General features: G+C 37.9%; 25 protein-coding genes. 17 read left to right on the forward strand and 8 right to left on the reverse strand.

The features are described from left to right. From FM071_RS04030 to FM071_RS04065, 8 genes are all read left to right on the forward strand, one after another. Complete coding sequence (locus FM071_RS04030) at positions 1-213, forward strand: hypothetical protein (RefSeq protein WP_193111731.1); 213 nt, start codon at positions 1-3, stop codon at positions 211-213. 19 nt (positions 214-232) lie between these two features. Continuing rightward, positions 233-2,551, forward strand: a complete 2,319-nt coding sequence (locus FM071_RS04035) for a bifunctional diguanylate cyclase/phosphodiesterase (RefSeq protein WP_193111732.1) — start codon at positions 233-235, stop codon at positions 2,549-2,551. A 16-nt stretch (positions 2,552-2,567) separates the two neighbouring features. After that, positions 2,568-2,888, forward strand: a complete 321-nt coding sequence (locus FM071_RS04040; protein ID WP_193111733.1) for a hypothetical protein — start codon at positions 2,568-2,570, stop codon at positions 2,886-2,888. Beyond that, positions 2,888-3,505, forward strand: a complete 618-nt coding sequence (locus FM071_RS04045) for a type III pantothenate kinase (protein WP_193111734.1) — start codon at positions 2,888-2,890, stop codon at positions 3,503-3,505. Before FM071_RS04040 ends, FM071_RS04045 begins: the two co-directional genes overlap by 1 nt. Beyond that, complete coding sequence (gene hisG, locus FM071_RS04050; RefSeq protein ID WP_193111735.1) at positions 3,499-4,122, forward strand: ATP phosphoribosyltransferase; 624 nt, start codon at positions 3,499-3,501, stop codon at positions 4,120-4,122. Before FM071_RS04045 ends, hisG begins: the two co-directional genes overlap by 7 nt. 3 nt (positions 4,123-4,125) lie before the next feature. Continuing rightward, positions 4,126-4,809 (forward strand): SAM-dependent methyltransferase, encoded by a 684-nt coding sequence (locus FM071_RS04055; RefSeq protein ID WP_193111736.1) that lies wholly within the window; start codon positions 4,126-4,128, stop codon positions 4,807-4,809. Positions 4,810-5,106: 297 nt separating this feature from the next. After that, positions 5,107-5,367 carry a hypothetical protein gene (locus FM071_RS04060; RefSeq protein ID WP_193111737.1) on the forward strand — a complete coding sequence of 87 codons (261 nt, stop codon included), beginning with the start codon at positions 5,107-5,109 and terminating at the stop codon, positions 5,365-5,367. Between the two features lie 103 nt (positions 5,368-5,470). Further along, a complete protein-coding gene (locus tag FM071_RS04065) occupies positions 5,471-5,938 on the forward strand; it encodes a DsrE family protein (protein ID WP_193111738.1) in 468 nt (155 codons plus the stop codon). Here the strand turns inward: FM071_RS04065 and amrB are convergent. The 7 genes from amrB to FM071_RS04100 all read right to left on the reverse strand — a co-directional run bounded on the left by amrB (position 5,935) and on the right by FM071_RS04100 (position 13,823). After that, entirely contained in the window at positions 5,935-7,383 is a 1,449-nt protein-coding gene (amrB, locus tag FM071_RS04070) for an AmmeMemoRadiSam system protein B (protein WP_193111739.1), read from the reverse strand. The two genes, FM071_RS04065 and amrB, sit on opposite strands and share 4 nt — an antisense overlap. Positions 7,384-7,432: 49 nt before the next feature. Then, positions 7,433-8,446, reverse strand: a complete 1,014-nt coding sequence (locus FM071_RS04075; RefSeq protein ID WP_193111740.1) for a cytochrome-c peroxidase — start codon at positions 8,444-8,446, stop codon at positions 7,433-7,435. Between the two features lie 84 nt (positions 8,447-8,530). Continuing rightward, a complete protein-coding gene (pdxA, locus tag FM071_RS04080) occupies positions 8,531-9,451 on the reverse strand; it encodes a 4-hydroxythreonine-4-phosphate dehydrogenase (RefSeq protein WP_193111741.1) in 921 nt (306 codons plus the stop codon). Next, positions 9,448-10,230: a pyridoxine 5'-phosphate synthase gene (locus tag FM071_RS04085; protein ID WP_193112025.1), complete on the reverse strand. Its 783-nt coding sequence runs from the start codon at positions 10,228-10,230 to the stop codon at positions 9,448-9,450. The genes pdxA and FM071_RS04085 overlap by 4 nt, the downstream gene beginning before the upstream one ends. 24 nt (positions 10,231-10,254) lie before the next feature. Beyond that, positions 10,255-10,950, reverse strand: a complete 696-nt coding sequence (locus FM071_RS04090; RefSeq protein ID WP_193111742.1) for a lysophospholipid acyltransferase family protein — start codon at positions 10,948-10,950, stop codon at positions 10,255-10,257. A 50-nt stretch (positions 10,951-11,000) separates the two neighbouring features. Beyond that, positions 11,001-11,849 (reverse strand): polyphosphate kinase 2, encoded by an 849-nt coding sequence (gene ppk2 / locus FM071_RS04095; protein ID WP_193111743.1) that lies wholly within the window; start codon positions 11,847-11,849, stop codon positions 11,001-11,003. A 39-nt stretch (positions 11,850-11,888) separates the two neighbouring features. Next, positions 11,889-13,823: a thioredoxin domain-containing protein gene (locus FM071_RS04100; protein ID WP_193111744.1), complete on the reverse strand. Its 1,935-nt coding sequence runs from the start codon at positions 13,821-13,823 to the stop codon at positions 11,889-11,891. 134 nt (positions 13,824-13,957) lie between these two features. Between FM071_RS04100 and FM071_RS04105 the strand changes: the two genes are divergently transcribed. Continuing rightward, complete coding sequence (locus FM071_RS04105; protein WP_193111745.1) at positions 13,958-14,461, forward strand: nucleoside 2-deoxyribosyltransferase; 504 nt, start codon at positions 13,958-13,960, stop codon at positions 14,459-14,461. Next, on the forward strand, positions 14,461-17,040 hold the full coding sequence (locus tag FM071_RS04110; protein WP_193111746.1) for an ABC transporter substrate-binding protein: 2,580 nt from the start codon (positions 14,461-14,463) through the stop codon (positions 17,038-17,040). Before FM071_RS04105 ends, FM071_RS04110 begins: the two co-directional genes overlap by 1 nt. On the opposite strand, the gene FM071_RS04115 is transcribed toward FM071_RS04110, so the two are convergent. Continuing rightward, positions 17,021-17,215: a (2Fe-2S)-binding protein gene (locus FM071_RS04115; RefSeq protein WP_193111747.1), complete on the reverse strand. Its 195-nt coding sequence runs from the start codon at positions 17,213-17,215 to the stop codon at positions 17,021-17,023. The two genes, FM071_RS04110 and FM071_RS04115, sit on opposite strands and share 20 nt — an antisense overlap. Positions 17,216-17,380: 165 nt before the next feature. Here FM071_RS04115 and dsbD point away from each other — a divergent pair, with 165 nt between their 5' ends. From dsbD to soxZ, 7 genes are all read left to right on the forward strand, one after another. After that, positions 17,381-19,165 carry a protein-disulfide reductase DsbD gene (dsbD, locus tag FM071_RS04120; protein WP_193111748.1) on the forward strand — a complete coding sequence of 595 codons (1,785 nt, stop codon included), beginning with the start codon at positions 17,381-17,383 and terminating at the stop codon, positions 19,163-19,165. A 15-nt stretch (positions 19,166-19,180) separates the two neighbouring features. After that, on the forward strand, positions 19,181-20,275 hold the full coding sequence (locus FM071_RS04125; protein ID WP_193111749.1) for a cache domain-containing protein: 1,095 nt from the start codon (positions 19,181-19,183) through the stop codon (positions 20,273-20,275). Then, positions 20,272-20,925 carry a response regulator transcription factor gene (locus FM071_RS04130; protein WP_193111750.1) on the forward strand — a complete coding sequence of 218 codons (654 nt, stop codon included), beginning with the start codon at positions 20,272-20,274 and terminating at the stop codon, positions 20,923-20,925. The genes FM071_RS04125 and FM071_RS04130 overlap by 4 nt, the downstream gene beginning before the upstream one ends. Continuing rightward, positions 20,915-22,072 carry a sensor histidine kinase gene (locus tag FM071_RS04135; protein ID WP_193111751.1) on the forward strand — a complete coding sequence of 386 codons (1,158 nt, stop codon included), beginning with the start codon at positions 20,915-20,917 and terminating at the stop codon, positions 22,070-22,072. The genes FM071_RS04130 and FM071_RS04135 overlap by 11 nt, the downstream gene beginning before the upstream one ends. Before the next feature lie 79 nt (positions 22,073-22,151). Then, a complete protein-coding gene (gene soxX / locus FM071_RS04140) occupies positions 22,152-22,706 on the forward strand; it encodes a sulfur oxidation c-type cytochrome SoxX (protein ID WP_193111752.1) in 555 nt (184 codons plus the stop codon). Positions 22,707-22,725: 19 nt separating this feature from the next. Then, positions 22,726-23,196: a thiosulfate oxidation carrier protein SoxY gene (gene soxY / locus FM071_RS04145; protein ID WP_193111753.1), complete on the forward strand. Its 471-nt coding sequence runs from the start codon at positions 22,726-22,728 to the stop codon at positions 23,194-23,196. Positions 23,197-23,254: 58 nt separating this feature from the next. Continuing rightward, a complete protein-coding gene (soxZ, locus tag FM071_RS04150; RefSeq protein WP_193111754.1) occupies positions 23,255-23,593 on the forward strand; it encodes a thiosulfate oxidation carrier complex protein SoxZ in 339 nt (112 codons plus the stop codon). Positions 23,594-23,595 lie beyond the last annotated feature (2 nt).

Raw genomic sequence — 23,595 nt, forward strand, 5'->3', positions numbered from 1 at the left:
ATGAGTGCACATAAACATAAAGAACATTTACAAAAAATCAAAGATGCTGTTGTTAATTCAAAAGAGTTGGATGAGAGTCAAAAAAGTGACAGTGTGAAAAGAATTGAAGAGTGGGTTGCCGAAGATAAAGCTTTTGGTCTTTTAAAAGAAGAGTTGTTGGAAGTGAGTGAATATTTTGAAACTCTTTTTGCAGAGCTTGGATTAAGCAAATAACTAAAAAGACAGGTTTGTAATGGGTAGAGGTTTTAAGGTCTTTGTAACAGGCATCACTTTAATAGCTGTTATCGTTGGTTTTTCATATATCTATACGATGCAGCGTGTTGATAGTATGACGGTTAAAAAGTATCTTGATATATCGCAGGAAATGCGTAGTGAACTCGAGTTGCTCATACAGGAAAAATCAGAAGCGGTTTTACTTGTCGGACTGACGCTCTCCCATGACAAAACAGTTAATACTCTTTTAAGAAGTAAAAAATACAATAAGTTACAGCTAGATAATCTGTCACGTTTACTGCAAAAATATACATCATTGAAAAATGTCTGGTTTCAGATTATAGATAAACATGGAACAAGTGTCTATCGTAGTTGGACATCAAAACATGGTGATAATCTCACTGATTTTCGACTTGATGTCGCAAAAATGATACGCCTGCCGAAAGTAATGTCAACGATCAGTGTCGGAAAATTTGATATGACCTTTAAGTCGATGGTTCCGGTATATGACAAATATGATAGATTCATAGGTATCATAGAAACACTTGCAAAATTTGACTCACTTGTTTCAAAACTAAAAATTAAAGGTTATGAAACTTTAATCATTGTAGATAAACACTACAGGGATCAATTAACAGAATCTATCAGTAATGTTTTTGTGGATGATTATTATATTGCCAATCCTCAAGACAATGATACTCTTGTAAAGGCATTTCAAAACCATTTGATTGATCTCAACAGTGATACTTATCAGATTGACAAACAAGACGGTTATCTCTACACAGTTTTAAAAATCGATGGAATCGACAATCGGCCAATGGCATATTTTGTTATTTCGAAACCGTTGAGTGAAATTGATATGAGTGCTATCTATGAAACAAGAGATAATATTATAAAGACGCTCGTGCTTATTTCTATTTTTCTTCTTGTTTTGATATACATTATTTACAGCGTCAATTATAAAAAGTTTATTCAGCAGCAAAATGAGCTTTTAGAAGAAACGGTTGAAGAAAAAACCGAAGAGCTGCAAAAACAGAGTAAAAAGATGCAGTATCTTGCACACCACGATTCACTAACAGCCCTGCCAAATAAAAATCTTTTTTTAGACAGGCTCAAGCAGGCTATCAAACATGCAAAAAGACAGCACAACTCTTTGGGTGTGCTCTTTTTGGATCTTGATAGATTTAAAGAGATAAATGATACCTATGGTCATGATGTCGGTGATGAACTGTTGCGACGCATCAGCCAAAGACTGCAGGAGATTGTCCGAGATGATGATACGGTTGCAAGAATCGGTGGTGATGAATTTACCGTTATACTTCCAAATACGGACCAGGTCAATGTTGTTAAAGTTGTCGAGAAAATCTTTGAAGATATGAAAAGACCTTTTATCCTTTCTGGTGTTGATATTCATGCAACGTTCAGTGTCGGGATCAGTATCTATAAACAAGATGGGGAAACTCCGGATATCTTACTGAGAAATGCCGATACTGCAATGTATAAAGCAAAAGATAGCGGTAAAAATACGTACCAATTCTATAATCAACAGATGACAGAACTTGTGCGTAAACGTCTGCAGCTTGACACTGACATAAGAAACGGACTTAAGAATGGTGAATTTGAAGCATACTATCAACCGAAAATAGATGCGACAACTTTGAGAGTTGCAGGGCTTGAAGCCTTGATTCGATGGAATCATCCGACAAAAGGACTTTTGTACCCTGTTGAATTTATTCCGTTTGCAGAGGAGATAGGCCTTATCACGGAGATAGATCAATATATGCTCACGCATTGTGTGAATCAGCTTGTTGAATGGGAAGCAGCAGGGTATCACACCGGTAAGTTATCTATTAATGTTTCTACGAAAAAACTTGAAAGTGACAATTTTAGAAGTGAGTTGTACCGTCTTATCGAAAAAAGCAGAGTGAACACCGATCTGCTTGAGTTAGAGATACTTGAGAGCCAGATCATGCGAGATCCTGAGCACTCTATCGATATTTTACGTTCGGTAAGAAGTTTAGGCATATCGATTTCTATTGATGATTTTGGAACGGGTTACTCGTCACTCTCATACCTCAAAAAACTGCCGGTTTCAAAATTGAAAATTGATCGCAGTTTCATCATTGATGTGCCTGAAGATGAAGATGATGTCGCCATTGTAAGAACGATTATATCACTGGCAAAAAATCTCAAACTGGAGATCATTGCAGAAGGTGTTGAGACTGAAGGACAGGTGGAATTTTTAGTTCAAGAAGGCTGTCGCAATATTCAAGGTTACTACTACTCAAAAGCGCTTACAAAAACCGAGTGTGAAGCGTTTATGAAGAAACACGGATAAAGGATCTTTAATAGATATGCAAATGGTTGTTGATTCCCTGCGACAAAAGGGAAAAATATTCAAGAAAATGCAGGAGATTCCTCCCAAGGATCTTGGTATTAGAAACAAGATAAAAATATACAAAGCGACAGATATGAATGGCTATTTTTGGGCTATCTTCGCTGTAAGTCAAAAAAGCAGAATTCTTATGAAAGATGTTCATAAATTTGAAGAGATATATGCAAAACTCACTCTCTTTTGCGAGCATAATTTCAAGTATAAAATCCTTTTTATAGACGCGCCGCTCTGCTCGAAAGCGGCCAAAGCCTTTAAAGAAGCAGGCTGGAAAATCCAGTAATGCTGCTTTGTGACATCGGCAACACTTCTTACCACTTTTTAGATGATGAAAGAAGTTTTAAAGAGAGTGTTGGAACTTTCAACCCCCAAAATATTCAAGAAAAAGTTTATTATATCTCTGTCAATCATGCTGTTAATGCAGAGATTGCAAACCTGGTAAATTGGATAGACATATCTTCTTTAATCAATCGTGAAAGATATTATGAGACAATGGGAATAGACAGGATAGCAGCCGTGGAAGCTGTAGAGAATGCCATAGTTGTTGATGCGGGAAGTGCAGTGACAGTAGATGCCGTTAAAGAGGGTGTTTATATGGGCGGATTTATCTACCCTGGTATGAAAGCTATGCAAAAAAGTTATAAAGATATATCTCCGGCACTCGATTACTCATTTAACTTTGAGCTAAATTTAGATAAAATGCCAAAAAATTCCCAAGATGCCATTTCATATGGCTATCTTAAAACACTCTACACGGAAGTGATGTTGCATAACCTGCCTGTAATTCTTACAGGCGGCGATGCTAAAGTGTTCGCAAAGATATTTAAAGAAGCCGATGTCGATGAAAGGCTGGTTTTTAAGGGAATGAAAAAGATTTTACAAAAGGCAGACAGATGCTAACAGTAGCACTTCCAAAAGGTCGTATAGCAAAAGAGACATTGGAAATTTTTGAAACCATCTTTGGTGAAGATTTTAAATTTGATGACAGAAAACTGATATTGGAGACACCGCAATTTCGTTTTTTATTGGTAAGAAATCAGGATGTCGCGACATATGTCTACCATCAGGCAGCAGATATTGGTGTAGTGGGACTTGATACTTTAGAAGAGCAGGGCCTTGATGTTGTCCGTCTTTTAGACCTTCGCCGTGGTGTTTGTAAAGTGGCTATCGGTATGAGAAAAGGCGAAAAGCTCGATCTTACAAAACCGGAGCTCAAAGTTGCTTCAAAAATGGTCAATATTACAAAGCGTTACTTTGAAGAGAGAGCTGTGAGTGTTGAGATAATCAAACTCTATGGTTCGATTGAACTTGCACCGCTCATTGGTTTGGCCGATATGATCGTTGATATTGTAGAGACCGGTACGACGATGAAACAAAACGGACTTGAAGTTGTTGAAGATATTATGACAAGTTCTACTTATCTTATCGCAAACAAAAACTCTTATATAGCCAAAAAAGATGAAGTTCTGGACATTTACGAAAAGATCCGTGATGTTATCAAAGCGGAGAATGCATAAAATATGACAAATCTTGATCTCTATGCAAAGGCAGAGCATCTTTTAGGCATAGAAGAGGCAACAGAAGCTCTCTATGACCTTTATCGCTCTGAACTGGATGATTATGATGTCAAGACACTGCTTGATGTAGGCTGCGGCCGTGGCGGATTTATGCAGCGTATGATCAGTGACGGTGTCAAATGTAAAGGTGTAGACCTGAGTGCATTGATGGTTCAAGAGTGCCAGAGTCAAGGTCTTGATGCTGAGTGTATCGATGCAAAAGATGTGACAGGGAAATATGATGCGATTGTCAGTATTTTCGATGTGCTTAATTTTATGAACAAAGAAGAACTTGTTGATTTTCTTGAATCTATGGCAGAAAAACTGAATGACGATGGTCTCTTTATCGCCGATATCAATACCTTGTATGGCTTTAAAGATGTTGCAGAAGGTACAATGAGCAATGATAGTGAAGAGGAGTTCTTAAATGTTGATGCAGTGTTTGAAAACAATGAACTCCATACAAAATTCACACTCTTTGAAAAGAATGAAGCGGGTACGTTCACAAAGTATCAAGATACGATTGTTCAGTATTTTCACAAGATAAATATTTTTCAAAAATTAGAAGGTCTGAAACTTGTAGAAAAACAGACTTTTTCGCTTTATGACACGGAAGATAAGACACTTTTAATCTTTAAAAAGCGATAATAAACAAGGGCATCTCTAAAACCCCTAAACAGCCTCAGAGGGAAGAAAAAAAGATGAAATTGTAAAAAATCTTTTTTGAAGCGTAGCCGTAGCTACGGTGATAAAAAGTTTTTTGCAAGATCGCTTTTTTTATCCCTCCCGTAGGGCTTTACATAGAGAGCTGTACTCTGCGTTAGATAACCCTCACCGTAGCTGCAGCTACGCTGAAGAACATCTGCCTTGATTACAATTCTCTATGCAAAGCTGAGACTATTTAGGGGTTTTAGAGGTGCCCATCACAAATAAGGAGTTATACAAATGAGTAAACACAAAGAGAAAATCAAAAAAATATTTGAACATCCAATGTCTGGAAATATTGATTCAAAAAAACTACTGACTGCATTGGAACATTTTGGTGCAGAGGTTGATTTAACTAAAGAACATCATGCAAAGATTCACTTAAACGGCAAAATGTTCTCTATGCCTTTACCACATAAAGATAATACTCTGTCCAAAGATACTATTGTCGATCTTCGTCACTTTTTAGAAGAAGCAGGACTTACTCCAGATTCTTTATAATAAACAGGGCATTTTTGCTCTGTTCCTCTGTTCCTCTTTTTTTATTTTATCCACATTTTACACTTTTTTGATATTGTTAGTGGAATATTAAAAAGGAATATCCATGAAAAAGATTTTAATAATGCTTGTTGTACTGTTTGGGCTTGCTCACGCAGATGAAGAGAGTGCAAAAGTTGTCTTTGATCTGACGACAAAGAATTTGGTAAAATTTGAAAAAAACATTATAAAAGGTGTGGTAATAAATAAGTCTCATTACGAAAGTTCACTCAAGGAACTCGATGTGACCGTTGTCATTCATGGAGGTGCGTATAGATTTTTCGTTAAAGATATAGATGAAACCATCTTTAAAAATGACAAGAAACTTGTAAAAGTGTATGCAGAGTTGAAAAAGCGTATTGCATCGATGGCAGAAACATATGATGTAGAGTTTTTGATGTGCGGTGCCGCCATGAAGCGTAACAAATTAGAAGCTAAAGATATTGTAGAGTTTGTAAAAATCATTCCAAACTCCACAATAGGCTTAATAGATAAACAAAATGAAGGCTATGCTTACCTGCCTGTCAGAGATTAAAAGACAATAGCTTCATAAACATAAAGTTCGGCATCTTTACAGTGCTCAGGCGCTATACCCGCTTTTTCCACGCAGCAACTGTAAAAGAACTGTTCTTTATTCCATCCGAGATCTGTTGCAACCTGCGGTAGATAGGTTCCGTTTCTTCCACCGTAACTGACATAGATACCATGTTTTCCGACAACGATATCATCAACGGAATTTACTCTGTGTCTTGGTGTCAGTACGGAGATCTCTATCTCTATATTACTCAGCTCCTCCGGTGTTACAGGCGAAAATCTGTTGTCATAGCGTGAAGCAGAGATCGCCATATCTATTATGACCTCATAAAGAGGTGCATTCGGCTCAAATCTGCCTATGCATCCGCGAAGCTGCCCCTGCTCTTTGAGCGTTACAAAAGTACCAAGATGTTTGCTAAGTTTTGGTGAGAGCTTGCTCGCATCCACACTTATGCGCTTATCATGTAGTACGGCTTCATAAAGAGCCAGTCTAGCCAACTCCTTGAGTTCTTTTTTTTCTTGATCGTTGAGTGTAAAAGTAGTTTCATTTTCATACATTCTTATTGCTCCATATCCAACAACTCTGTTTTTATCTCCATATCCACGAGTCTGTGCAGAGTTTTTGTATTGTAAGATTTCATATCTGCAGTGCTTCTTTTTTGAAAGTTCTAACAGCAGTGTTATGGCTGTCCACCCACATGCAGAAGTCTGCAGATTGTTTATACCTAGGTGTGCGTTGTTCTTTATTGTATCAAGAAAAAGCTTAGGAGAATTTTTCGTGATACTTTTGAGCGTGTGTTGATCAACAACGAGGGCATCTTTATAGTTTGGGTAATGGGAAAGATCAGAGCTTATGATAAAGAGATTATCTTTATCGTTAAAATAAGGCTTAAGAGCTTTTGCTGTCTGTTGAATGGTCTTTATATTCGAAGTTGCCAGTATGATAGGAATAATCTTGAAGTCATTTTTATAGATAAACTGTAAAAAAGGAAGCTGTACTTCAAGAGAATGTTCTTGTTGATGAGCCTCTTTTTTATAATGAAACAACTTCGGATATTTATGAAGCAGTTTTTTAACTAGAGAGTGATTGGTTTGAACAATACCCAAAAGTGTCTCATAGTTCTTTGGATTAATTGATACTCCATCGAAATTAATATAATGCGATGCACCGATAAGAAAGATATTTTTATATTTTCTGTGGAGTGTTCTATATGCTGTGGCTGCAACATCGGCAGAAAAAATATACCCTGCGTGAGGTACTATAAGCGCTTTAATATCTTTTTTGGAAAATTCAGGGGCATTGGAGAAAGCGTTTTGTAGTTCTATACGGAGTGCTGTTTTGTCTGCAGGATAAAAACTACCGCATACGACACACTCACGAGTTGTTTCTCCAGCCAAAAGGCTGAAGAAAAGTAAAAAAGGAGAAAGGAGAAAAAGTGCTTTCATCTGTTTACCTTTTTTATTTGCAGGTAAACAAATTATACACTCTTGAAAATTAATTTAAGTTCGGTTTTGGCGTTTCGTTCGTTGAAGCCGGAAGCATAGGCATCATCATATGTGGCTTTTTACCTGTTAATGAACCCAAGAACGCTTCGATTGATTCAGCTTGCTTATCAGATATTTTTGTACCGAGCTGAATACGTCCCATCTCTTTTATAGCATCTTTTAAGTTCCAAATCATACCGTTATGAAAATATGGTGCTGTCTCAGTGATATTTCTTAGTGTCGGGACTTTTACCATACCGTTTGCATCCCCTTTGAAGTCACCTGTGCTCATATATTTGTATGTACCTGTAACATTGAAAGCATTCATCTCACCACCAAGTGCTACGCCATTGTGACAAGATGCACAACCAACTTGTATGAACGTTTTCAAGCCCTCTTTTTGTTTTGGGGTCATTGCCTCTTTATTGCCATTTAAAAAAGCATCATAAGGAGCAGGAGTCACTAGTGTTCTCTCAAAAGTTGCAATAGTATCTGTGATCTTTTCAAATGTTATCTTTACATTGTCACCATATGCTTTTTTAAACTCTTTGACATACTCCGGCATAGATTTTACAACTTTTTCTATATGCTCTTTCGTTGCTGCCATTTCCGGGTGAGCCAGTGCCGGTCCTTGCGCTTGTTCTTCTAAGTCTTTTGCACGTCCATCCCAAAACTGAGAACCGAAAAATACGGCATTGTAAACAGTAGGTGCATTTAGGTGGTGAGGATTATGTCTCCACATATGGCCAGTTGATGGACCAACACCGTCATCTCCACCTTCCATTAAATTATGACAAAAGTTACAAGAGATAAGTTCACTTCTTGAAAGACGAGGATCCATATAAAGTTTTTCTCCAAGTTTCACTTTTTCTTTTGTGATAGGGTTCTTAGGATTGTCTATCAACTTCAAAAGTTCTGTTTGTGATGCTGGAATCGGTTTTAGTCCTGCATTCTTTGCATCATCTATAAGTGAGCCTGCCATAAGTGAAGCAGCTGTCAGTGTGAGTGCTATCATTTTTTTCATTTTATATTCCTTCTTTATAGATAATAAATATCTTTTATGAAAAGAAGTATAGCAGAAATAATCTTAAAGGAAAATAATTATCTTTTACTCTTGCATTAATTTTATAGCACTTGAGACTGCATTGATATAACTGAGTATGTTTGCTTTGTTCTTATATGCAATGTCAAAAGCAGTTCCGTGATCGACGGAAGTGCGGATGATTGGAAGATTGAGGGAGATATTGACACTCTCATCAAAGTAGAGTGCTTTGAGCGGTGCAAGACCCTGGTCGTGATACATAGCAACAAAATAGTTGTAGTTGTCTTTAAAGTAAGGAGCAAAAGCGACATCCGGAACGACCGGACCGACAAACTGCTTGAATCCTATCTCTTCATTTGCGTTTTTGATAGCTTCTTTAATGATGAGCTCTTCATTGCCAAGTACACCGTTGTCTCCTGCGTGAGGATTGAGTCCGAGGACTGCTATCTGCGGTTTTTGTATGGAGTTATGCAGATCCATAAAGAACTCTTTTAACTTATCGTATTGAATGGAAGATGCCACATCTTTAAGCGGAATATGTTCGGTAAAAAGCGCTACGAACATTTGCGGACATCCCAGCATCATGATCGCTTCTTTGTTGAAATGTTTTCGAAGCAGGTCGGTATGCCCTTTATACTCAAGCCCTGCCATCATCCATGCTTCTTTATGAATAGGCAGGGTGACGACAGCGTCGGCTCTCTTTTCTTCGCACAGTTTTACAGCTGCCATAAAAGAGTCGTAAGAGTATCTGCCGCTCTCTTTTGTCGTTTTTCCCGGTTCAATGGTCAAGCTTCCTGCAACTTTGTGAAGTTGGAAATCTTTTGGCAGTTCACACTTCAGAAGTCTGCAGGCCTGCGTGAGTATCTCTTTATTGATACAATAAATCGGATGACAGAGTTTACTTATCTCTGTGTGTGCTTTGAGTGCTATCTCAATGCCGACACCATTGAGGTCACCTACAGAAACAGCTATAGTGGGTTTTTTCATCGCGAGGTCAGCTTTTTCATCTCTTTAACGGCATCCCCAAGACCTGTAAAAACGGAACGGGCAATGATACTTTGACCGATATTGAGCTCTGTAATGGCATCGATATTCATAATCTCACTGACATTATGGTAGTTTAGTCCATGACCTGCTGCTACTTCAAGACCGATCTTTTTAGCATGGAGTGCGGCTGTTTTGATCTCGTTCAAAGATTTTTCAAGACGTACTTCAAGCTCATTTCTTGGAAGATCAAGCTCTGTTACAGCGTGGTTGGAGTAGGGAAGGTTTGAGTGCAGCATCGCAAAGAGATTGGAGTAGAGTCCGGTATGAAGCTCTACCATCTCAGCTCCTAACTCTTTTGACCTATCCATTGCTTCTATGGTCGGATCGACAAATAAAGAGACGGGAATAAGTGAATCATGAAGCTGTTCTATGGCATATTTGATCTCATCTTCAAATCGCACAACATCGAGACCGCCTTCTGTTGTCACTTCTTCTCTTTTTTCCGGAACAAGCGTTGCACGATGCGGTCTCATTGTAGAGACGATGTCAAGTATCTCTTTGTTTATGGAACATTCAAGATTGACCGGCACTTTTGAGTGCATTAAGATATTTTTAACATCACTGTCTTGAATATGACGTCTGTCCTCACGCAGGTGAATGGTTATCTGGTCCGCTCCGTTTTCACAGGCTGTGTAGAGTGCCTGCAATATATCCGGATCATTAACGCGTCGAGCCTCACGCAGAACAGCGACATGGTCGATATTTATCCCTAGAGTCATTTTATTCATCAATTTTCCCCTTTATTATTTGACCGAGTTGTAAAACTCTAGATATTTCTCTTCAAGATTTTCATAAGATATGATATCCCCTGCATAAACCTCTATCGTAAAAGGTTTTTCATAGGGTGCATTTTTAAAGGCTTCTTCATTTTTACCTTTGATGTAAATGGGAACGATATCGAGATTGTTCGCTTTTGCTATCTTTGCGGCACCGCTTTGAAATTTCTGAATACCTTCACCTTTATAACGCTCGCCTTCAGGAAAGATATAGAGATTCATATCATCTACTTTTGAGAAAACCTTTTTGATGGTTTTAAAGAAGTTGATAAGTCCGCGTTTGTTTTCAAGATCGACACTGATACAGCCGCTATACTCAAAAAATCTGCCGTAGATGGGATCATCAAAAAGTTCCTGTTTAGCTATCCATGTACCGTTTTTATCATGGGCATAAAAGATGTTTTCCATAACGATGATATCAAGAAGAGAACGGTGATTGATGGCATAGAGCACTTTGTCTTTTTTTGGAATCTCTCCGATGAGTTTGACTTTGATGTTGAGAAATTCAAGTACTTTATTGGAGTATTCGCCTCTTGCGCGTGAAAGTTCTTTATAGCCGTATTTTAGAGTAATAAAAGGGTGGAAGTAGATCTTTTTGAAGACTTTGATGTACTTGGCACCAAGCTCTATCATAAATATATATTTGCCTAAGTCTTTGAACATAAAAACCTCTCTATTTTAAAGAGAAAATTATATCCAAAGAAATGTAATATTTAACTTTTAGTCTTTTTAAGCGTCATCTCCGTCTCCATGATGCGAATCTCATCATCTGCATGAATACGGATATTGTCATCGGCTTTGAGTTTTTTCTTCTCTATCTTATCGGGATAATCAAAATGGTTAAGAATATGTTTGATGGTATTTATACGCGCTTTTTTCTTATCATCTGAACGAATGATTGTCCATGGCGAATACTCTGTATTGGAAGCGAGCAGCATTGAGTATTTTGCTATGGTGTACTTATCCCAAAGACCTTGTGATTTTTCATCGACAGGAGAGAGCTTATACTGTTTGAGCGGATCGGTTCGCCTTTTCTCAAAACGTCTTTTTTGTTCATCTTTTGATACAGAAAAATAAAATTTAAAAATTTGTATGTCAGAATTGATCAGCATCTTTTCAAATTCAGGAACTTCATGTAAGAACTCTTTATGCTCTTCTTGCGTACAAAAACCCATGACCGGCTCAACACCTGCACGGTTATACCAGCTTCTGTCAAAGAGCACTATCTCTCCTGCTGCAGGAAGATGCTGTACATAACGTTGAAAGTACCACTGTGTCTTTTCGACTTCACTCGGCTTGTCAAGCGCAACGACACGGGCACCACGAGGATTGAGATGTTCTGTGATACGTTTGATAGTACCGCCTTTTCCGGCAGCATCACGTCCTTCAAAGATCATAAGCACTTTTTTACCTGTCTCTTTGATATAGTTTTGCATCTTCAGTAGTTCTATCTGCAGACGCTTCAACTCATTTTCATAGGCTATCGTCTCTTTCTTTTTCCAGACAGCGATTCTGTCACCTTTTACATGTTTTATATTTTTTTCTTTTTTTGTTGTGCTCATTGATTATTTCCTTCTATAACCATTATAAACCTTGAAAGATTAAAAAGAGTTTGTAATGAGTTCATTGAGCTTTTTTACATCATCTGTGTTGGCAAAACAGCTTGTTTTTCCACAGACCATGAACTCTTCGCTGCCGTCAGCTTTGTAAAGTGTGAACGGATAGCGTATCTGAGCGAGTTCATAAAGATTTTGCTGTAGATTCTCCCGTGAACTCTTAATGACTCTGTCTCCTTTAAGATAACGAATAGACTGAGTGAGCATATATGGGTAGTAGATAGGACGACGGCCTAGATCGTATGAGTTGTACTCCATCGTTTTAAAAGCGAAATGGGCATATTTGTCATCTTCGAGCAGTGTTGCAAGTGTTAACAAAGTATCGACCATTATAGAGACCGAAGATGTATAGGTGTTGTCTGTTGTTTCGGCTTTAACACTGAACTCTCCGTCACTAAAGTTCCAAAGTCCCTTGTCGTAAAATCTCTCTAGTGCTTTGTTTACAAGTTTATGCGCTTGTATGAGATAAAGTTCATCTTGTGTGTATTTGTAAGCGCTCAGCAGAGCCTGTGATAAGAAAGCATAATCTTCTAAGAAGGCTTCTATCTTTGGCTCTTTATGTATCAGTGTCGTATGGTAAAGTATATCCTCTTTGAACATAGTACGGAGTAAGGCATCGAGTGATCTTTTTGCCATATCGTGGTATTTGTTATCGACGGCACCGAGTTTAAAGAGTGCATTTATCAGCATTGCCGACCATGATGTCTGCACTTTTTTGTCTATAAAAGGGTATTCTCTCTGTGAACGAAGTTTTTGTAAGATGATTTTGACATCCGCGAACCACTCCGGAACTTCTTTTTCAAAACGAACGACACTCTTTCCATGTTCAAAGTTTCCATGCGGTGTTATATCCATCGCAAGACACATTTTCTGTGCATCATTATATCCTGCTTCTTCTAATGCTGTATAGACTTCATCGTAGCTGTAGACAAAGTATGTCCCCTCAGCACCTTCGCTGTCTGCATCACTCGCAGAGTAGAAGAGGTCATCTTTACTCATATAGTTATACCAAAAGTCTGCTATCTCACGTGCAGTCTGCAGATAACTCTCATTGCCATAACTCAGATAAGCGTCTGTATAGATGCCGCATAGCAGCCCATTGTCATAGAGCATCTTTTCAAAGTGTGGAATAAGCCAGCGTTCATCGACACTGTATCGGCAAAATCCGCCGTCGACGAGATCGTACATGCCGCCTTTTTTCATCTCATCAAGTGTATGTGTAACCATTACTTCAGCAGCTTTGTCTTTGTAGATCCTGTCAATGGTCATGAGAGCCTGCAGTGTACTTGCGTGAGGGAATTTCGGTTTTTGCGAGAAGCCGCCGTTACGCGTGTCGTAGTTATTTTTTGCCTGCGTGAGAAAAGGTTTATAAAACTCCTCTTTGAGTACCGTCGCTTCTTTTGGGTGTTCGGGTTTTTTTATGAAGTTCTCGATCTCATCGGCATTTTCTAAGAGTTTCGAATCGCGCTGGGCCACTTTTTTTGCAATGAGCTGCGTGAGCTCTTTAAAGCCCATTCCTTCTATGCTTCCCTGTTGTGATTCAGGCGGAATGTACGTTCCTGCATAAAAGGGTTTGTTCTCCGGTGTACAAAAGATACTTGTCGGCCATCCTCCGGGACGCTGGTTTAAAAGCATATAGACTTCCTGATAATATTTGTCAATATCCGGACGTTCTTCACGATCAACTTTGATGGAGATAAAACTTTCATTGAGTATCTCGGCACACTCTTGGTTTTCAAAGACCGTCTCTTCCATAACATGACACCAGTGGCACGAGGAGTAACCGATACTGATAAAAATGGCTTTATTCTCTTTTTTTGCTTTTATAAAAGCTTCATCACACCAAGGCCACCAATCGACAGGGTTGTCTTTGTGCTGTCTGAGGTAAGGGGAATCTTCTTGTGCTAATCTATTTGGCATAGTGTATCTCTTTTTTAATTGTAGGATATGAAAAAAGCACTAATAGTATCCTTAATTAAAACGAATGCAGGATATATTTAGTATTTATTAAAAAGATGCTATTATTGTTTAAAATTATGAAAGAGTATGAGCATATGAAAAAAATATATATAGCCGGTCCGGATGTTTTTGAACCAAATTCAATTGAAATAGGGGAAAAACTGGTTGCTATGTGTAGAGCATACGGCTTTGAAGGGCTTTATCCTCTGGATAATGTCGTTGATTTTTCTCAATCGAAGCACAAGATAGCCGAAGATATTTTCATTGCAAACAGAGCTATGATCCAAGATACCGATATCGTCATCGCAAATCTCAATCCTTTTCGCGGTAAAGAGGCAGACAGCGGGACGGTATGGGAGTGCGGTTATGCCTATGGTCTTGGCAAAGAGGTTTATGGTTATATGGCGGATACAAAGGATTATAAAGAACTCTTCACTGCTGATGAGAAGCAGCATATCAATGGAAATGATTATGATACAGAGGGACGTTTAATAGAAGACTTTGCCTATCCGCTTAATCTGATGATAGCCTGTTCTGTCAAAGAGTTAGTATGTGGTTCTTTTGAAGATGTTCTCAAAAAAGTAGCGGCAAAACAGTAATGCATAAATTTCTCCTGCTTCTGCTTTTTTGTTTTTCTCTTTTTGCACACCCTGTAGAAGAGAAAAAACTTGACAAAGTAACACTGCAGCTGCATTGGAAGTACCAATTTGAGTTTGCCGGTTTCATTGCTGCAAAAGAGAAAGGCTTTTACAAAGAAGCAGGACTTGATGTCACGCTCAAAGAGTATGAAAACGGAATGAACATCATAGATGATGTCTGTTCAGCAAAAGCTGACTTTGGGATATACAACTCTTCAACACTTGTCGAGTATCTCAAAGGCAAACCCATTGTCCTTGTAAACTCTTTTTTCAAGCGTGCGGCTTTAGTTCTCATAACGAAACCGACAATTCATTCTCCAAAAGATCTTCGCGGCAAAAAGATCATGGCAACTTCTTTGGAAGATTTTCAACTCAATTTCAAACCCTATTTTGATGCCTATAATGTTCATGCAAATGAGTTCAAACTTGTACCTGAGACTTTTCGTGTAAAAGAGTTCGTCGAGGGAAAGGTTGATGCTATGACAGCATTCATCTCCGATCAGCCTTACCGGCTTGATAAACTGGGTGTGAATTATAATATACTCGACCCTTCTAGCGAAAACCTTTTTGTACTTCAAGAAGAGCTCTTTACCTCACGCAGAGAAGTCCGTGAACATTCTGATCGTGTTGATGCTTTTAGAGAAGCAAGTATCAAAGGGTGGAAGTATGCATTAGAGCATAAAGAAGAGCTCATAAAAATCATTCATAAGAAGTATAATAAAGAAATGCCTCTGGATGCCTTACGTTATGAAGCAAATGCGATCGAACGTCTTATACTTCCTTCAGCATACGAAATAGGCTCGATCGATAGAAACTTTTTAAGAAAACAGATGCAGTTCTTCCAAAAAGAGTACAAAGATACAAAAGAAAAAAGTTTAGAAGGTTTTATATATGAATCTAAAAAGGCAGATCTGCATCTGACGCAAGAAGAGAAAAAATATATAAAAGAGCATCAAAATATCAAGCTGTGTATCAATTATGATCTCTATCCCATCGATAGATACAAAAATGGAGAGTACAGCGGTATCATTGCCGATGTATTTAAAATTATATCTCAAGAGACATCACTGCAGTTTACTATTGTTCCAGCAACAAGTGAAGAGAATCTTATGCAAAACCTTAAAGAGAAAAAATGTAAGCTTCTCTCTCTTGTAGCTGTAAACAATAGAACATTTACGACGATACAGCCTACGAAGCCTTTTGTTGCAACTCATTTTGCAATTGTCAGCAAACTCAACAAATCTTTTGTCAATGATAGAGAGGATTTGACTGGAAAAGTACTTCTTGTGCAAAAAGATTCTTTTAAAAGTTATTTAGAGCATTTTTATCCAAATTTGACGATAAAAGTCATTGATAATAAAAATAAAATGGTTCAAAAAGTATTGTTCAATGAGGCTTATGGAATTGTGACTTTGGATGAACAGGCAGACTATTTCATTGACAAGTATGGCTATGGAAAGCTTAAGATCAATGGTTTCTTAGCGAGAGAGAATCCTATAAAAGGTGGTATAGGAGTTCAAAAAGATGAACCAATTCTCTACAATATTATGCAAAAGGCATTATCTGTAATTCCTAAAAGCTCAATTGAACATATTGTCAATACCTGGAAAATCAATAGGTATAAAACAAAAATAGATTATTCCCTGCTTATGAAAGTTCTTATAGGCTTTATCATTATCTTCTTTATTATGATGTATTATCAGAGAAAGTTGAAAAACTTCAACAAAGAGCTGGAACGTCAGGTCAATGAAAAGACGAAAGAACTGCGTGAGATAAATGAATCACTTGAAGCGACGGTAGAGGAGAAGGTAGAAGAACTCATCCAAAAAGATGAAATACTTACTGCACAATCCAAACAGGCGGTTATGGGTGAAATGCTCTCTATGATAGCACACCAATGGCGTCAGCCGCTCAATACCATCACACTGCAGATATCAAATATTCAGCTTAAAGAGATGATGGGGCAGGAAGTCTCAAAAGAGGAATTATTAGATATTTTAAATGAGATAAGTAATTCTGTTGTATACCTTTCAAATACCATCGATGATTTTAAAACATATTTTCAACCTGATAAAAAAACAACGCAGATACATATGAATGAGCTTCTTGAAAAAGTAGTGCATTTTATTGAGCCAAGAGCAAAAAGAGATAATATTACGATTACGCTCACGGGAGAGAAGAATATTGAAGTGAGAGTCTACGTAAATGAGCTCATTCAGGTGCTGCTCAATATTTTAAACAATTCTATAGATGCTTATGAAACTATGCAGGCGTCTCATAAAGAGATCGTGATTTTTGTTGAGGTGAGGGACAATAGGGTACTCATAAACATCACCGATCATGCCGGCGGCATACCTAAAGATAATATTAAAAAAATATTTGAGCCTTATTTCAGCACAAAAGGAAAAAATGGAACCGGTTTGGGGCTTTATATGTCTAAAATGATCATAGAAAAGCAGTTTAACGGTTTGATTCATATAGTTTCACAAAATGATGAAACTACATTTACCATAGATATTCCTAGAGACGTCCGTTCTTAACCATGGCCAACACCAAAGGAATGTTCAGCCCGTCGTTGTGGTAGCCTTCATCATGACAGGCTTCGCATTTATCGCCGATCGGCATCTCTTCATTGTCTAAAACTTCCTGGAGTGTCGTTAGATTGTTTTTTTTAATACATTCAGCTATATCTTTAACAGTCAGTGAATTGCACACACAAATTTCAGTATCTAAATCAATATTCATTTTTTACTCTCATTTTATTTTTTTGAATTATAATACAATTTTAACAAAAAGTGTGTACTATAGCGCTGCACAAAGTATACACAGAAAAGTTGTATACTTCAAAATATAAATATTTTTCAATAGTAAAGGTAAAAAATGAAAATGATACAAAGACTCTTTGCACTGTTACTGCTTGAAGTGATGACATTACATGCAGCTGATTTTTTAATGCCGGATCAGGCATTTAAACCTTATGCAAAAGTAGATAAAGATTTCAATATTGTCGCAGGTGTGACGATTGCTCCGGAGATATATCTTTATAAAGATAAGCTTTCAATAGATCTTGTCAATGCCAAAGGTTTGTCAATCAAAAAGATAGATGAACCTGCAAGTGTAGATCATATGGGTGATGCCGTCTATATGAAATCTCCCGAGTTCCTTGTTAGATTAAAAAAAGATGCTTCTGTTTCCGGCATGCAGGATGTTCAGCTGAAAATCTCCTATCAGGGATGTTCCGAGCAGGGGCTTTGTTATGAACCGATGGAGAAGATTTTTACACTGAGTGTTGATACAGATAAGTTAGCGGCTTCATCTGCTTTGCCGACACTGCAAAAGATTGCACAAAAAGAGCCAGAAACAGCTGTAGAGACGAAACAGGAAAAATCAGAGACAGATGTTATCGCCGATACAATTAAGTCAAGCAGTTTTTTAGTGATCTTGGCAACGTTTTTTCTCTTTGGTCTGATGCTCTCTTTGACACCGTGTGTATTTCCTATGATACCTATCATTTCAGGGGTCATCATCTCACAAGGAGAAGGGTTAACAACAAAAAAAGCTTTTGGACTCTCTTTGGTCTATGTACTTGCTATGGCGGTCGCCTATACGATAGCCGGTGTTTTGGCAGGTCTGTTTGGTTCTAATTTGCAGGCTGCTCTGCAGACGCCTTGGGTTGTTTACTCTTTTGCCGGTATCTTTGTAGTACTTGCTTTTTCTATGTTTGGTTATTATGAACTCAAACTTCCTGATGCGCTTGTCTCTAAGGTCAGCCAAAACTCAAACCGCAGCGGTTTTGTGGGTGTCGCGATCATGGGATTTTTATCAGCACTCATCGTTGGTCCGTGTGTGGCTGCACCACTTGCCGGTGCTCTTGTTTACATCGGTCAAACGGGTGATGCACTGCTTGGTGGAGCGGCACTCTTTAGTATGAGTCTTGGTATGGGGCTGCCGCTTATCTTAGTTGGTGTGAGTGCTGGAAAATTTATGCCAAAACCGGGTGCTTGGATGACAATGGTCAACGAGATCTTCGGTGTGCTTATGCTGGGTGTGGCTGTCTGGATGCTTGAGAAAATTCTTCCAACGGACATCATCGTGTTCTTGTATGCGATGCTTGGCATCGGCTTTGCGATCTATCTTGGCGCATTCAACAGTGCAGGGCATATCTTTAGACGCAGTGTAGCAACGGTATTGTTTATCTACTCATTGGCTCTTTTTATCAGTGTTTTGGCAGGTGCTCCAAGTATGAGTAAACCGTTAGGCTTTTTAAAAGCAGGTCATATAGCTGCATCAGCAACTGCTGCATCGTCACAATCGCTCACCTTTACAAAGGTAACTTCACTTGATGAACTCAATGCACTCCTTGAGAAGAATAAGGGTAAAAAGATATTGCTTGATTTCGCTGCAGAGTGGTGCACTGCATGTAAAGAACTTGATGAAGTTACATTTTCAAATCAACAAGTGAAAGATAAACTGCATGATTTTGTACTCATTCGTGCTGATGTAACAGCCAATGGTGCAAAAGAGAAAGCACTTAGCAAAAAGTATGGTGTCTTCGGACCGCCTGCCGTTTTGTTCTTTAATAAAGATGGGCAGCTGTTAAAATCAAAAACAATCATAGGTTTTGTCGAACCGGATGAATTTTTGGCACAGCTTAAGAGTTTATAAGAGGTTGCCGGCGGTTTGTTTAAAAAAATAGCTATTGTATTTTCCATCATCATCGTCATTATTCTCCTTTCTACCTACTATTATAAAAATGAGGTAAAAGAGCAGAAGATCTATCATATTATGGATCAGATGCGTTTGACACTTGAGAGTCAGCTCAGAGCACATAAGATGGAGGATCTACGTGTGGCTTTGATGCTCTCAAAGAATCAGGGGCTGATAGATGCGCTTGAAAATGATGATGAGGACCTTGGTTATAAGATCATTTCCGATGTCGCAAAAACGATTCAACAAAACACAGGGTCACATATTCGTGCACAGGTCATTACAAAAGAGCTCAATATCTTTGCAAGAAGCTGGGATGATGTGTATGCGGGAATGCCTTTAGGTGATTATAGAACGGATCTGAAGTACTTCGAGACGCATGATACACCGCGTGCTTCTTTGGAAGTTGGGCGAAGACTCGGCATTAAAGCGACGGTTCCTGTTTATAAGAATGATCAGTTCATAGGGTATGTGGAGTCTATCTCGTTTTTTAAATCCATAACAGAGTTCTTCAGTTCCATCGGTGTGGACTTATATGTTTTGCTGGATGTAAAAAATACCGACACTGCCGTTTTAATGATGGAAAATCTCAGTATAGACAAATATATTCTTGCCAATAGAAATTATAACTATTCCCATCTGCAGACACTGAAAAACCTAGACTTTAAAGCGTTGAAGCTCAGTGGTGTTGTGCATAAAGACAACAAGTACATTTTTTATGAAAACATGAAAGACGGAAATGGAAAAATAATCGGCGGATTTGTCTTTGTTCTTCCTGAACGCTATTTGAACTATTTTAGAAATCCCGAAGATGACATTTCATTCTTAATTAACATTACAAGAAGCTCCCTGTATGATATAGTCAAAGAAGATACAGATCATGAAAATATGTATGACAAATATTCGGCATCTTCTTTGGTATATCTCCAGGATGTTATCGACAAGGAAGACAGGGAGGTTTTTTTTGACGAGGCCTATGAAAAGTTTGACAAATATTCCAAAGATGAATTGATTCAAATGATGCTCAATCGAAAAATCGTAAAAAAAATAGATGGGAAGATAAAATGAAAATATTGCTTTTAGAAGATGAATATTCGCTTCGTATCAGTGTTGAAGAGTTCTTAACTGATATCGGTTACGAGGTTGACGGTTATATGGACGGACTTGAGGCTTATGATGCTGTTTATGACAAAAGTTATGATATCTTACTGCTTGATGTTAATGTCCCCTCTATAAACGGTTTTGAAATGCTCCGTAAACTAAGAGAAGATGGGGTAAGTGTTCCTGCTATTTTTTTGACATCGATGACGGAGATGGATGATCTTAAAGAGGGGTACAAAAGAGGTTGCTGTGACTATATAAGAAAACCGTTCGATCTTGAAGAGTTGGAGCTTAGAATAGATCAGGCACTTGCTTCACATTTGAAGAATGACGGCTCTGTTGTGGAACTCGGGTGCAGTCTGACGTATGATCTTAAAAAAAGCAAACTGACACAAAATGAAGAAGAGATAGTCCTTAGAAAAACGGAAAAAGAGTTGCTTGAAGTACTTATAAAGAACAAGAACTCTATCGTCTCGACTCAAATGTTTCAAGATGAAGTATGGGGAGAGTATGTTGAACCCGCGACAATAAGAGTCCAGCTCAATAATCTCAAAAAGAAACTCCCTGAAGATATCATACAAAACAGACGCGGGTTAGGGTATATCATTGAAAGATAACCAATACTCCGCAAAATATGCGTTGATATATTCAACGCTTGTCAGTGTGATCTTACTTGCACCGCTCTTTTACTATATGGTATATATGAAAAATATTCATGCCATTCAAAATGAGCTGCTTTTAAAGGAAAAATCTCTGCTCATTGTCAAAGCGATGCAGGAGTTTGACCCTAATGACGCATATTTTGAATATCCTCGATTTAAGACATTTGAATCAGGTCTGTACGATGAGAAATTTCAACCTGTATTTACACTTTTGCATACACCAATAAAATATTTTAAAAACGGATACTATCTTGACGGCAATGAGGCCTATTTGGTTGTGAAACTGCCAAAAGAGAGATATTTTGGAGCGAGTTACCTTGTGCTTCACAACACAATCTTCTATGCTTCTGTCTATGAAAAAGTACTTTTGATTCTCTTTAGTATTGCCATACTCGTTTTTATTTTGAGTCTCTTCTTTTTGAAAACCTTTGCAAAACCTTTTCAAAAGATGAACAAGCAGCTTGATAACTTCATAAAAGATTCCATGCACGAGATAAATACACCACTCTCCATTATAAATGTAAATATAGATCTCTACAATAGAAAAAATGAACCCAATAAATATATGCAGCGAATGAAGGCTGCGGCCAAAGTGCTCTCAAACATCTATAACGATATGGATTATCTTATTAAACATGAACGCCTTGAACATGAAAAAAGAGACATTAATATTTCAGCGTTTTTAAAAGAACGGATAGAGTATTTTTCAGAAGTGGCATCGATGAAAAACATCAAGATAAATGCTGATATTGAAACTTGCGGCAGGGTACATATGAATGACAAACAGCTGCAAAGGCTCATTGACAATAATATTTCCAATGCCATTAAGTACTCTTATGAAAACTCTCAGATCGATGTTTCTCTCTATATGAAAGATGAGAGATGCCATCTTGCCTTTAAAGATTACGGCATGGGTATTGAAAAGGTTGAGAAGATATTTAGCCGTTACTACAGGGAAGACAGTTCAAAAGGCGGTTTCGGAATAGGGCTCAATATTGTAAAATCCATCATAAAACATGAAAACATAGAACTCAAAATAGAGTCCAATCTCAAGCAGGGAAGCCTGTTTCTCTATATATTTCCACAAAATCTCCAAAAATAATTATAAATAATTCTGATTTTACACTCATTTTACATTGAGTAGTTAAACTTGTCCTCGAAAATACATAGGAGGAACAAGAATGAAAAGAACAGTTATGATGTCATTGCTTGTAGGTGCTTCACTCTTTGCTACAGATTACAGCAAAGTGATAGAACACCCGGATGCAAGTAAAATGATAGAAAAAGATCTACTGGCCCCACCGAAAACGTATACAATGCCTGCAGGCTGTATCACGAATGATCCGGATGCAATAGCCAGAGGTAAGTACATTTTCAATAATCTAAATGGAAAAAAAGCGAAGAAAAACCCACCTAAAGGTCTTTCACGAAAACAGATGAAACCAGGTAAGACATATTTACCAGGTCAAAAGATTCCTGCGAAACAATACGGTAACTGTGTAGCTTGTCACAATATTGAAGGTGCGAAAGGTGCCGGAAATATCGGACCTGATCTAACTGGATATAAAAAGAACTTTATAGACAGCGGTGCAAGAGACTATCAGTTCGTTTATCAAAAAATCGCTGATGCGCGTATTGATAATCCGGATACTCACATGACTATCAATTTAACGACGAAGCTATTCACTCCAAGAGAGATATGCGACATCACGTCATTTATCGTAGCTCCAAAATAACAAAGAAGGAAAGTAAAAGATGCAAAGAAGAGATTTTTTTAAAAAGTTAGGTTCAGCGGCGGCAGTAGGTGCGGCTTTACCAGTTATGAGTTTCGCAGCCAATGCGCCAAAACCGGTAAGTCCAAACAAGATGGATTATAAAACGGCAATTGATACTATCACAGGTGGTAAAACACCTAAAAAATCAAGTAAAGTTCATTTAAAAGTTCCAGAGATCGCAGAAAATGGTGCAGTTGTACCGGTTACTGTTGAAGTAGATTCTCCTATGACAGATTCTGATTATGTAAAAGCGATCCATGTTCTTTCAACGAAGAACTCAAATGCACGCTGTATCGATGTAAACCTTACACCTGCAAATGGGAAAGCATACTTCTCTACTCGTGTAAAACTTGGTGGAACACAAGACGTTGTCGGTTTGGTTGAACTTAGCAATGGTGAGTTCCTTATCGCTTCACAAAGTGTAAAAGTAACTATTGGTGGGTGTGGTTGATCTTATAGTCAAACCATATAACAAGATACAAAAATAATAAATAATAGAGGACAGAAAAATGGCAGATGAAAGAAAATCACTGATTAAGATCAAACCAAAAAGATATAAAGACGGCGAAATCGTAAAAGTTAGTTTTATGGTTATGCACCCAATGGCGACTGGTATGGGAAAAGATAAAAAAACGAAAAAGATCATTCCTGCAAAATACATCAACAGCGTGAAATTTGTTTACAACGGTAAAGAGATCACAAATATGAACGTTTGGGAGTCGTTATCTGTAAACCCTGTTTTTACTATCTATATGAAAGTACAAGGTAAAGGTAAATTGACTGTGACATACACGGACAATACTGGTGAAGTTCACGAGAAAAGTAAAAAGATTAAACCAAAAGGATAATC

The organism is Sulfurimonas paralvinellae, from assembly GCF_014905135.1.
Lineage (GTDB): Bacteria > Campylobacterota > Campylobacteria > Campylobacterales > Sulfurimonadaceae > Sulfurimonas > Sulfurimonas paralvinellae.

Excerpts from the sequence above, each read along its gene's own strand:
- FM071_RS04030 (WP_193111731.1), top strand. The coding sequence starts at position 1 with ATGAGTGCACATAAACATAAAGAACATTTACAAAAAATCAAAGATGCT.
- FM071_RS04035 (WP_193111732.1), top strand. The coding sequence starts at position 233 with ATGGGTAGAGGTTTTAAGGTCTTTGTAACAGGCATCACTTTAATAGCT.
- FM071_RS04040 (WP_193111733.1), top strand. The coding sequence starts at position 2,568 with ATGCAAATGGTTGTTGATTCCCTGCGACAAAAGGGAAAAATATTCAAG.
- FM071_RS04045 (WP_193111734.1), top strand. The coding sequence starts at position 2,888 with ATGCTGCTTTGTGACATCGGCAACACTTCTTACCACTTTTTAGATGAT.
- hisG (WP_193111735.1), top strand. The coding sequence starts at position 3,499 with ATGCTAACAGTAGCACTTCCAAAAGGTCGTATAGCAAAAGAGACATTG.
- FM071_RS04055 (WP_193111736.1), top strand. The coding sequence starts at position 4,126 with ATGACAAATCTTGATCTCTATGCAAAGGCAGAGCATCTTTTAGGCATA.
- FM071_RS04060 (WP_193111737.1), top strand. The coding sequence starts at position 5,107 with ATGAGTAAACACAAAGAGAAAATCAAAAAAATATTTGAACATCCAATG.
- FM071_RS04065 (WP_193111738.1), top strand. The coding sequence starts at position 5,471 with ATGAAAAAGATTTTAATAATGCTTGTTGTACTGTTTGGGCTTGCTCAC.
- amrB (WP_193111739.1), bottom strand. The coding sequence starts at position 7,383 with ATGAAAGCACTTTTTCTCCTTTCTCCTTTTTTACTTTTCTTCAGCCTT.
- FM071_RS04075 (WP_193111740.1), bottom strand. The coding sequence starts at position 8,446 with ATGAAAAAAATGATAGCACTCACACTGACAGCTGCTTCACTTATGGCA.
- pdxA (WP_193111741.1), bottom strand. The coding sequence starts at position 9,451 with ATGAAAAAACCCACTATAGCTGTTTCTGTAGGTGACCTCAATGGTGTC.
- FM071_RS04085 (WP_193112025.1), bottom strand. The coding sequence starts at position 10,230 with ATGACTCTAGGGATAAATATCGACCATGTCGCTGTTCTGCGTGAGGCT.
- FM071_RS04090 (WP_193111742.1), bottom strand. The coding sequence starts at position 10,950 with ATGTTCAAAGACTTAGGCAAATATATATTTATGATAGAGCTTGGTGCC.
- ppk2 (WP_193111743.1), bottom strand. The coding sequence starts at position 11,849 with ATGAGCACAACAAAAAAAGAAAAAAATATAAAACATGTAAAAGGTGAC.
- FM071_RS04100 (WP_193111744.1), bottom strand. The coding sequence starts at position 13,823 with ATGCCAAATAGATTAGCACAAGAAGATTCCCCTTACCTCAGACAGCAC.
- FM071_RS04105 (WP_193111745.1), top strand. The coding sequence starts at position 13,958 with ATGAAAAAAATATATATAGCCGGTCCGGATGTTTTTGAACCAAATTCA.
- FM071_RS04110 (WP_193111746.1), top strand. The coding sequence starts at position 14,461 with ATGCATAAATTTCTCCTGCTTCTGCTTTTTTGTTTTTCTCTTTTTGCA.
- dsbD (WP_193111748.1), top strand. The coding sequence starts at position 17,381 with ATGAAAATGATACAAAGACTCTTTGCACTGTTACTGCTTGAAGTGATG.
- FM071_RS04130 (WP_193111750.1), top strand. The coding sequence starts at position 20,272 with ATGAAAATATTGCTTTTAGAAGATGAATATTCGCTTCGTATCAGTGTT.
- soxX (WP_193111752.1), top strand. The coding sequence starts at position 22,152 with ATGAAAAGAACAGTTATGATGTCATTGCTTGTAGGTGCTTCACTCTTT.
- soxY (WP_193111753.1), top strand. The coding sequence starts at position 22,726 with ATGCAAAGAAGAGATTTTTTTAAAAAGTTAGGTTCAGCGGCGGCAGTA.
- soxZ (WP_193111754.1), top strand. The coding sequence starts at position 23,255 with ATGGCAGATGAAAGAAAATCACTGATTAAGATCAAACCAAAAAGATAT.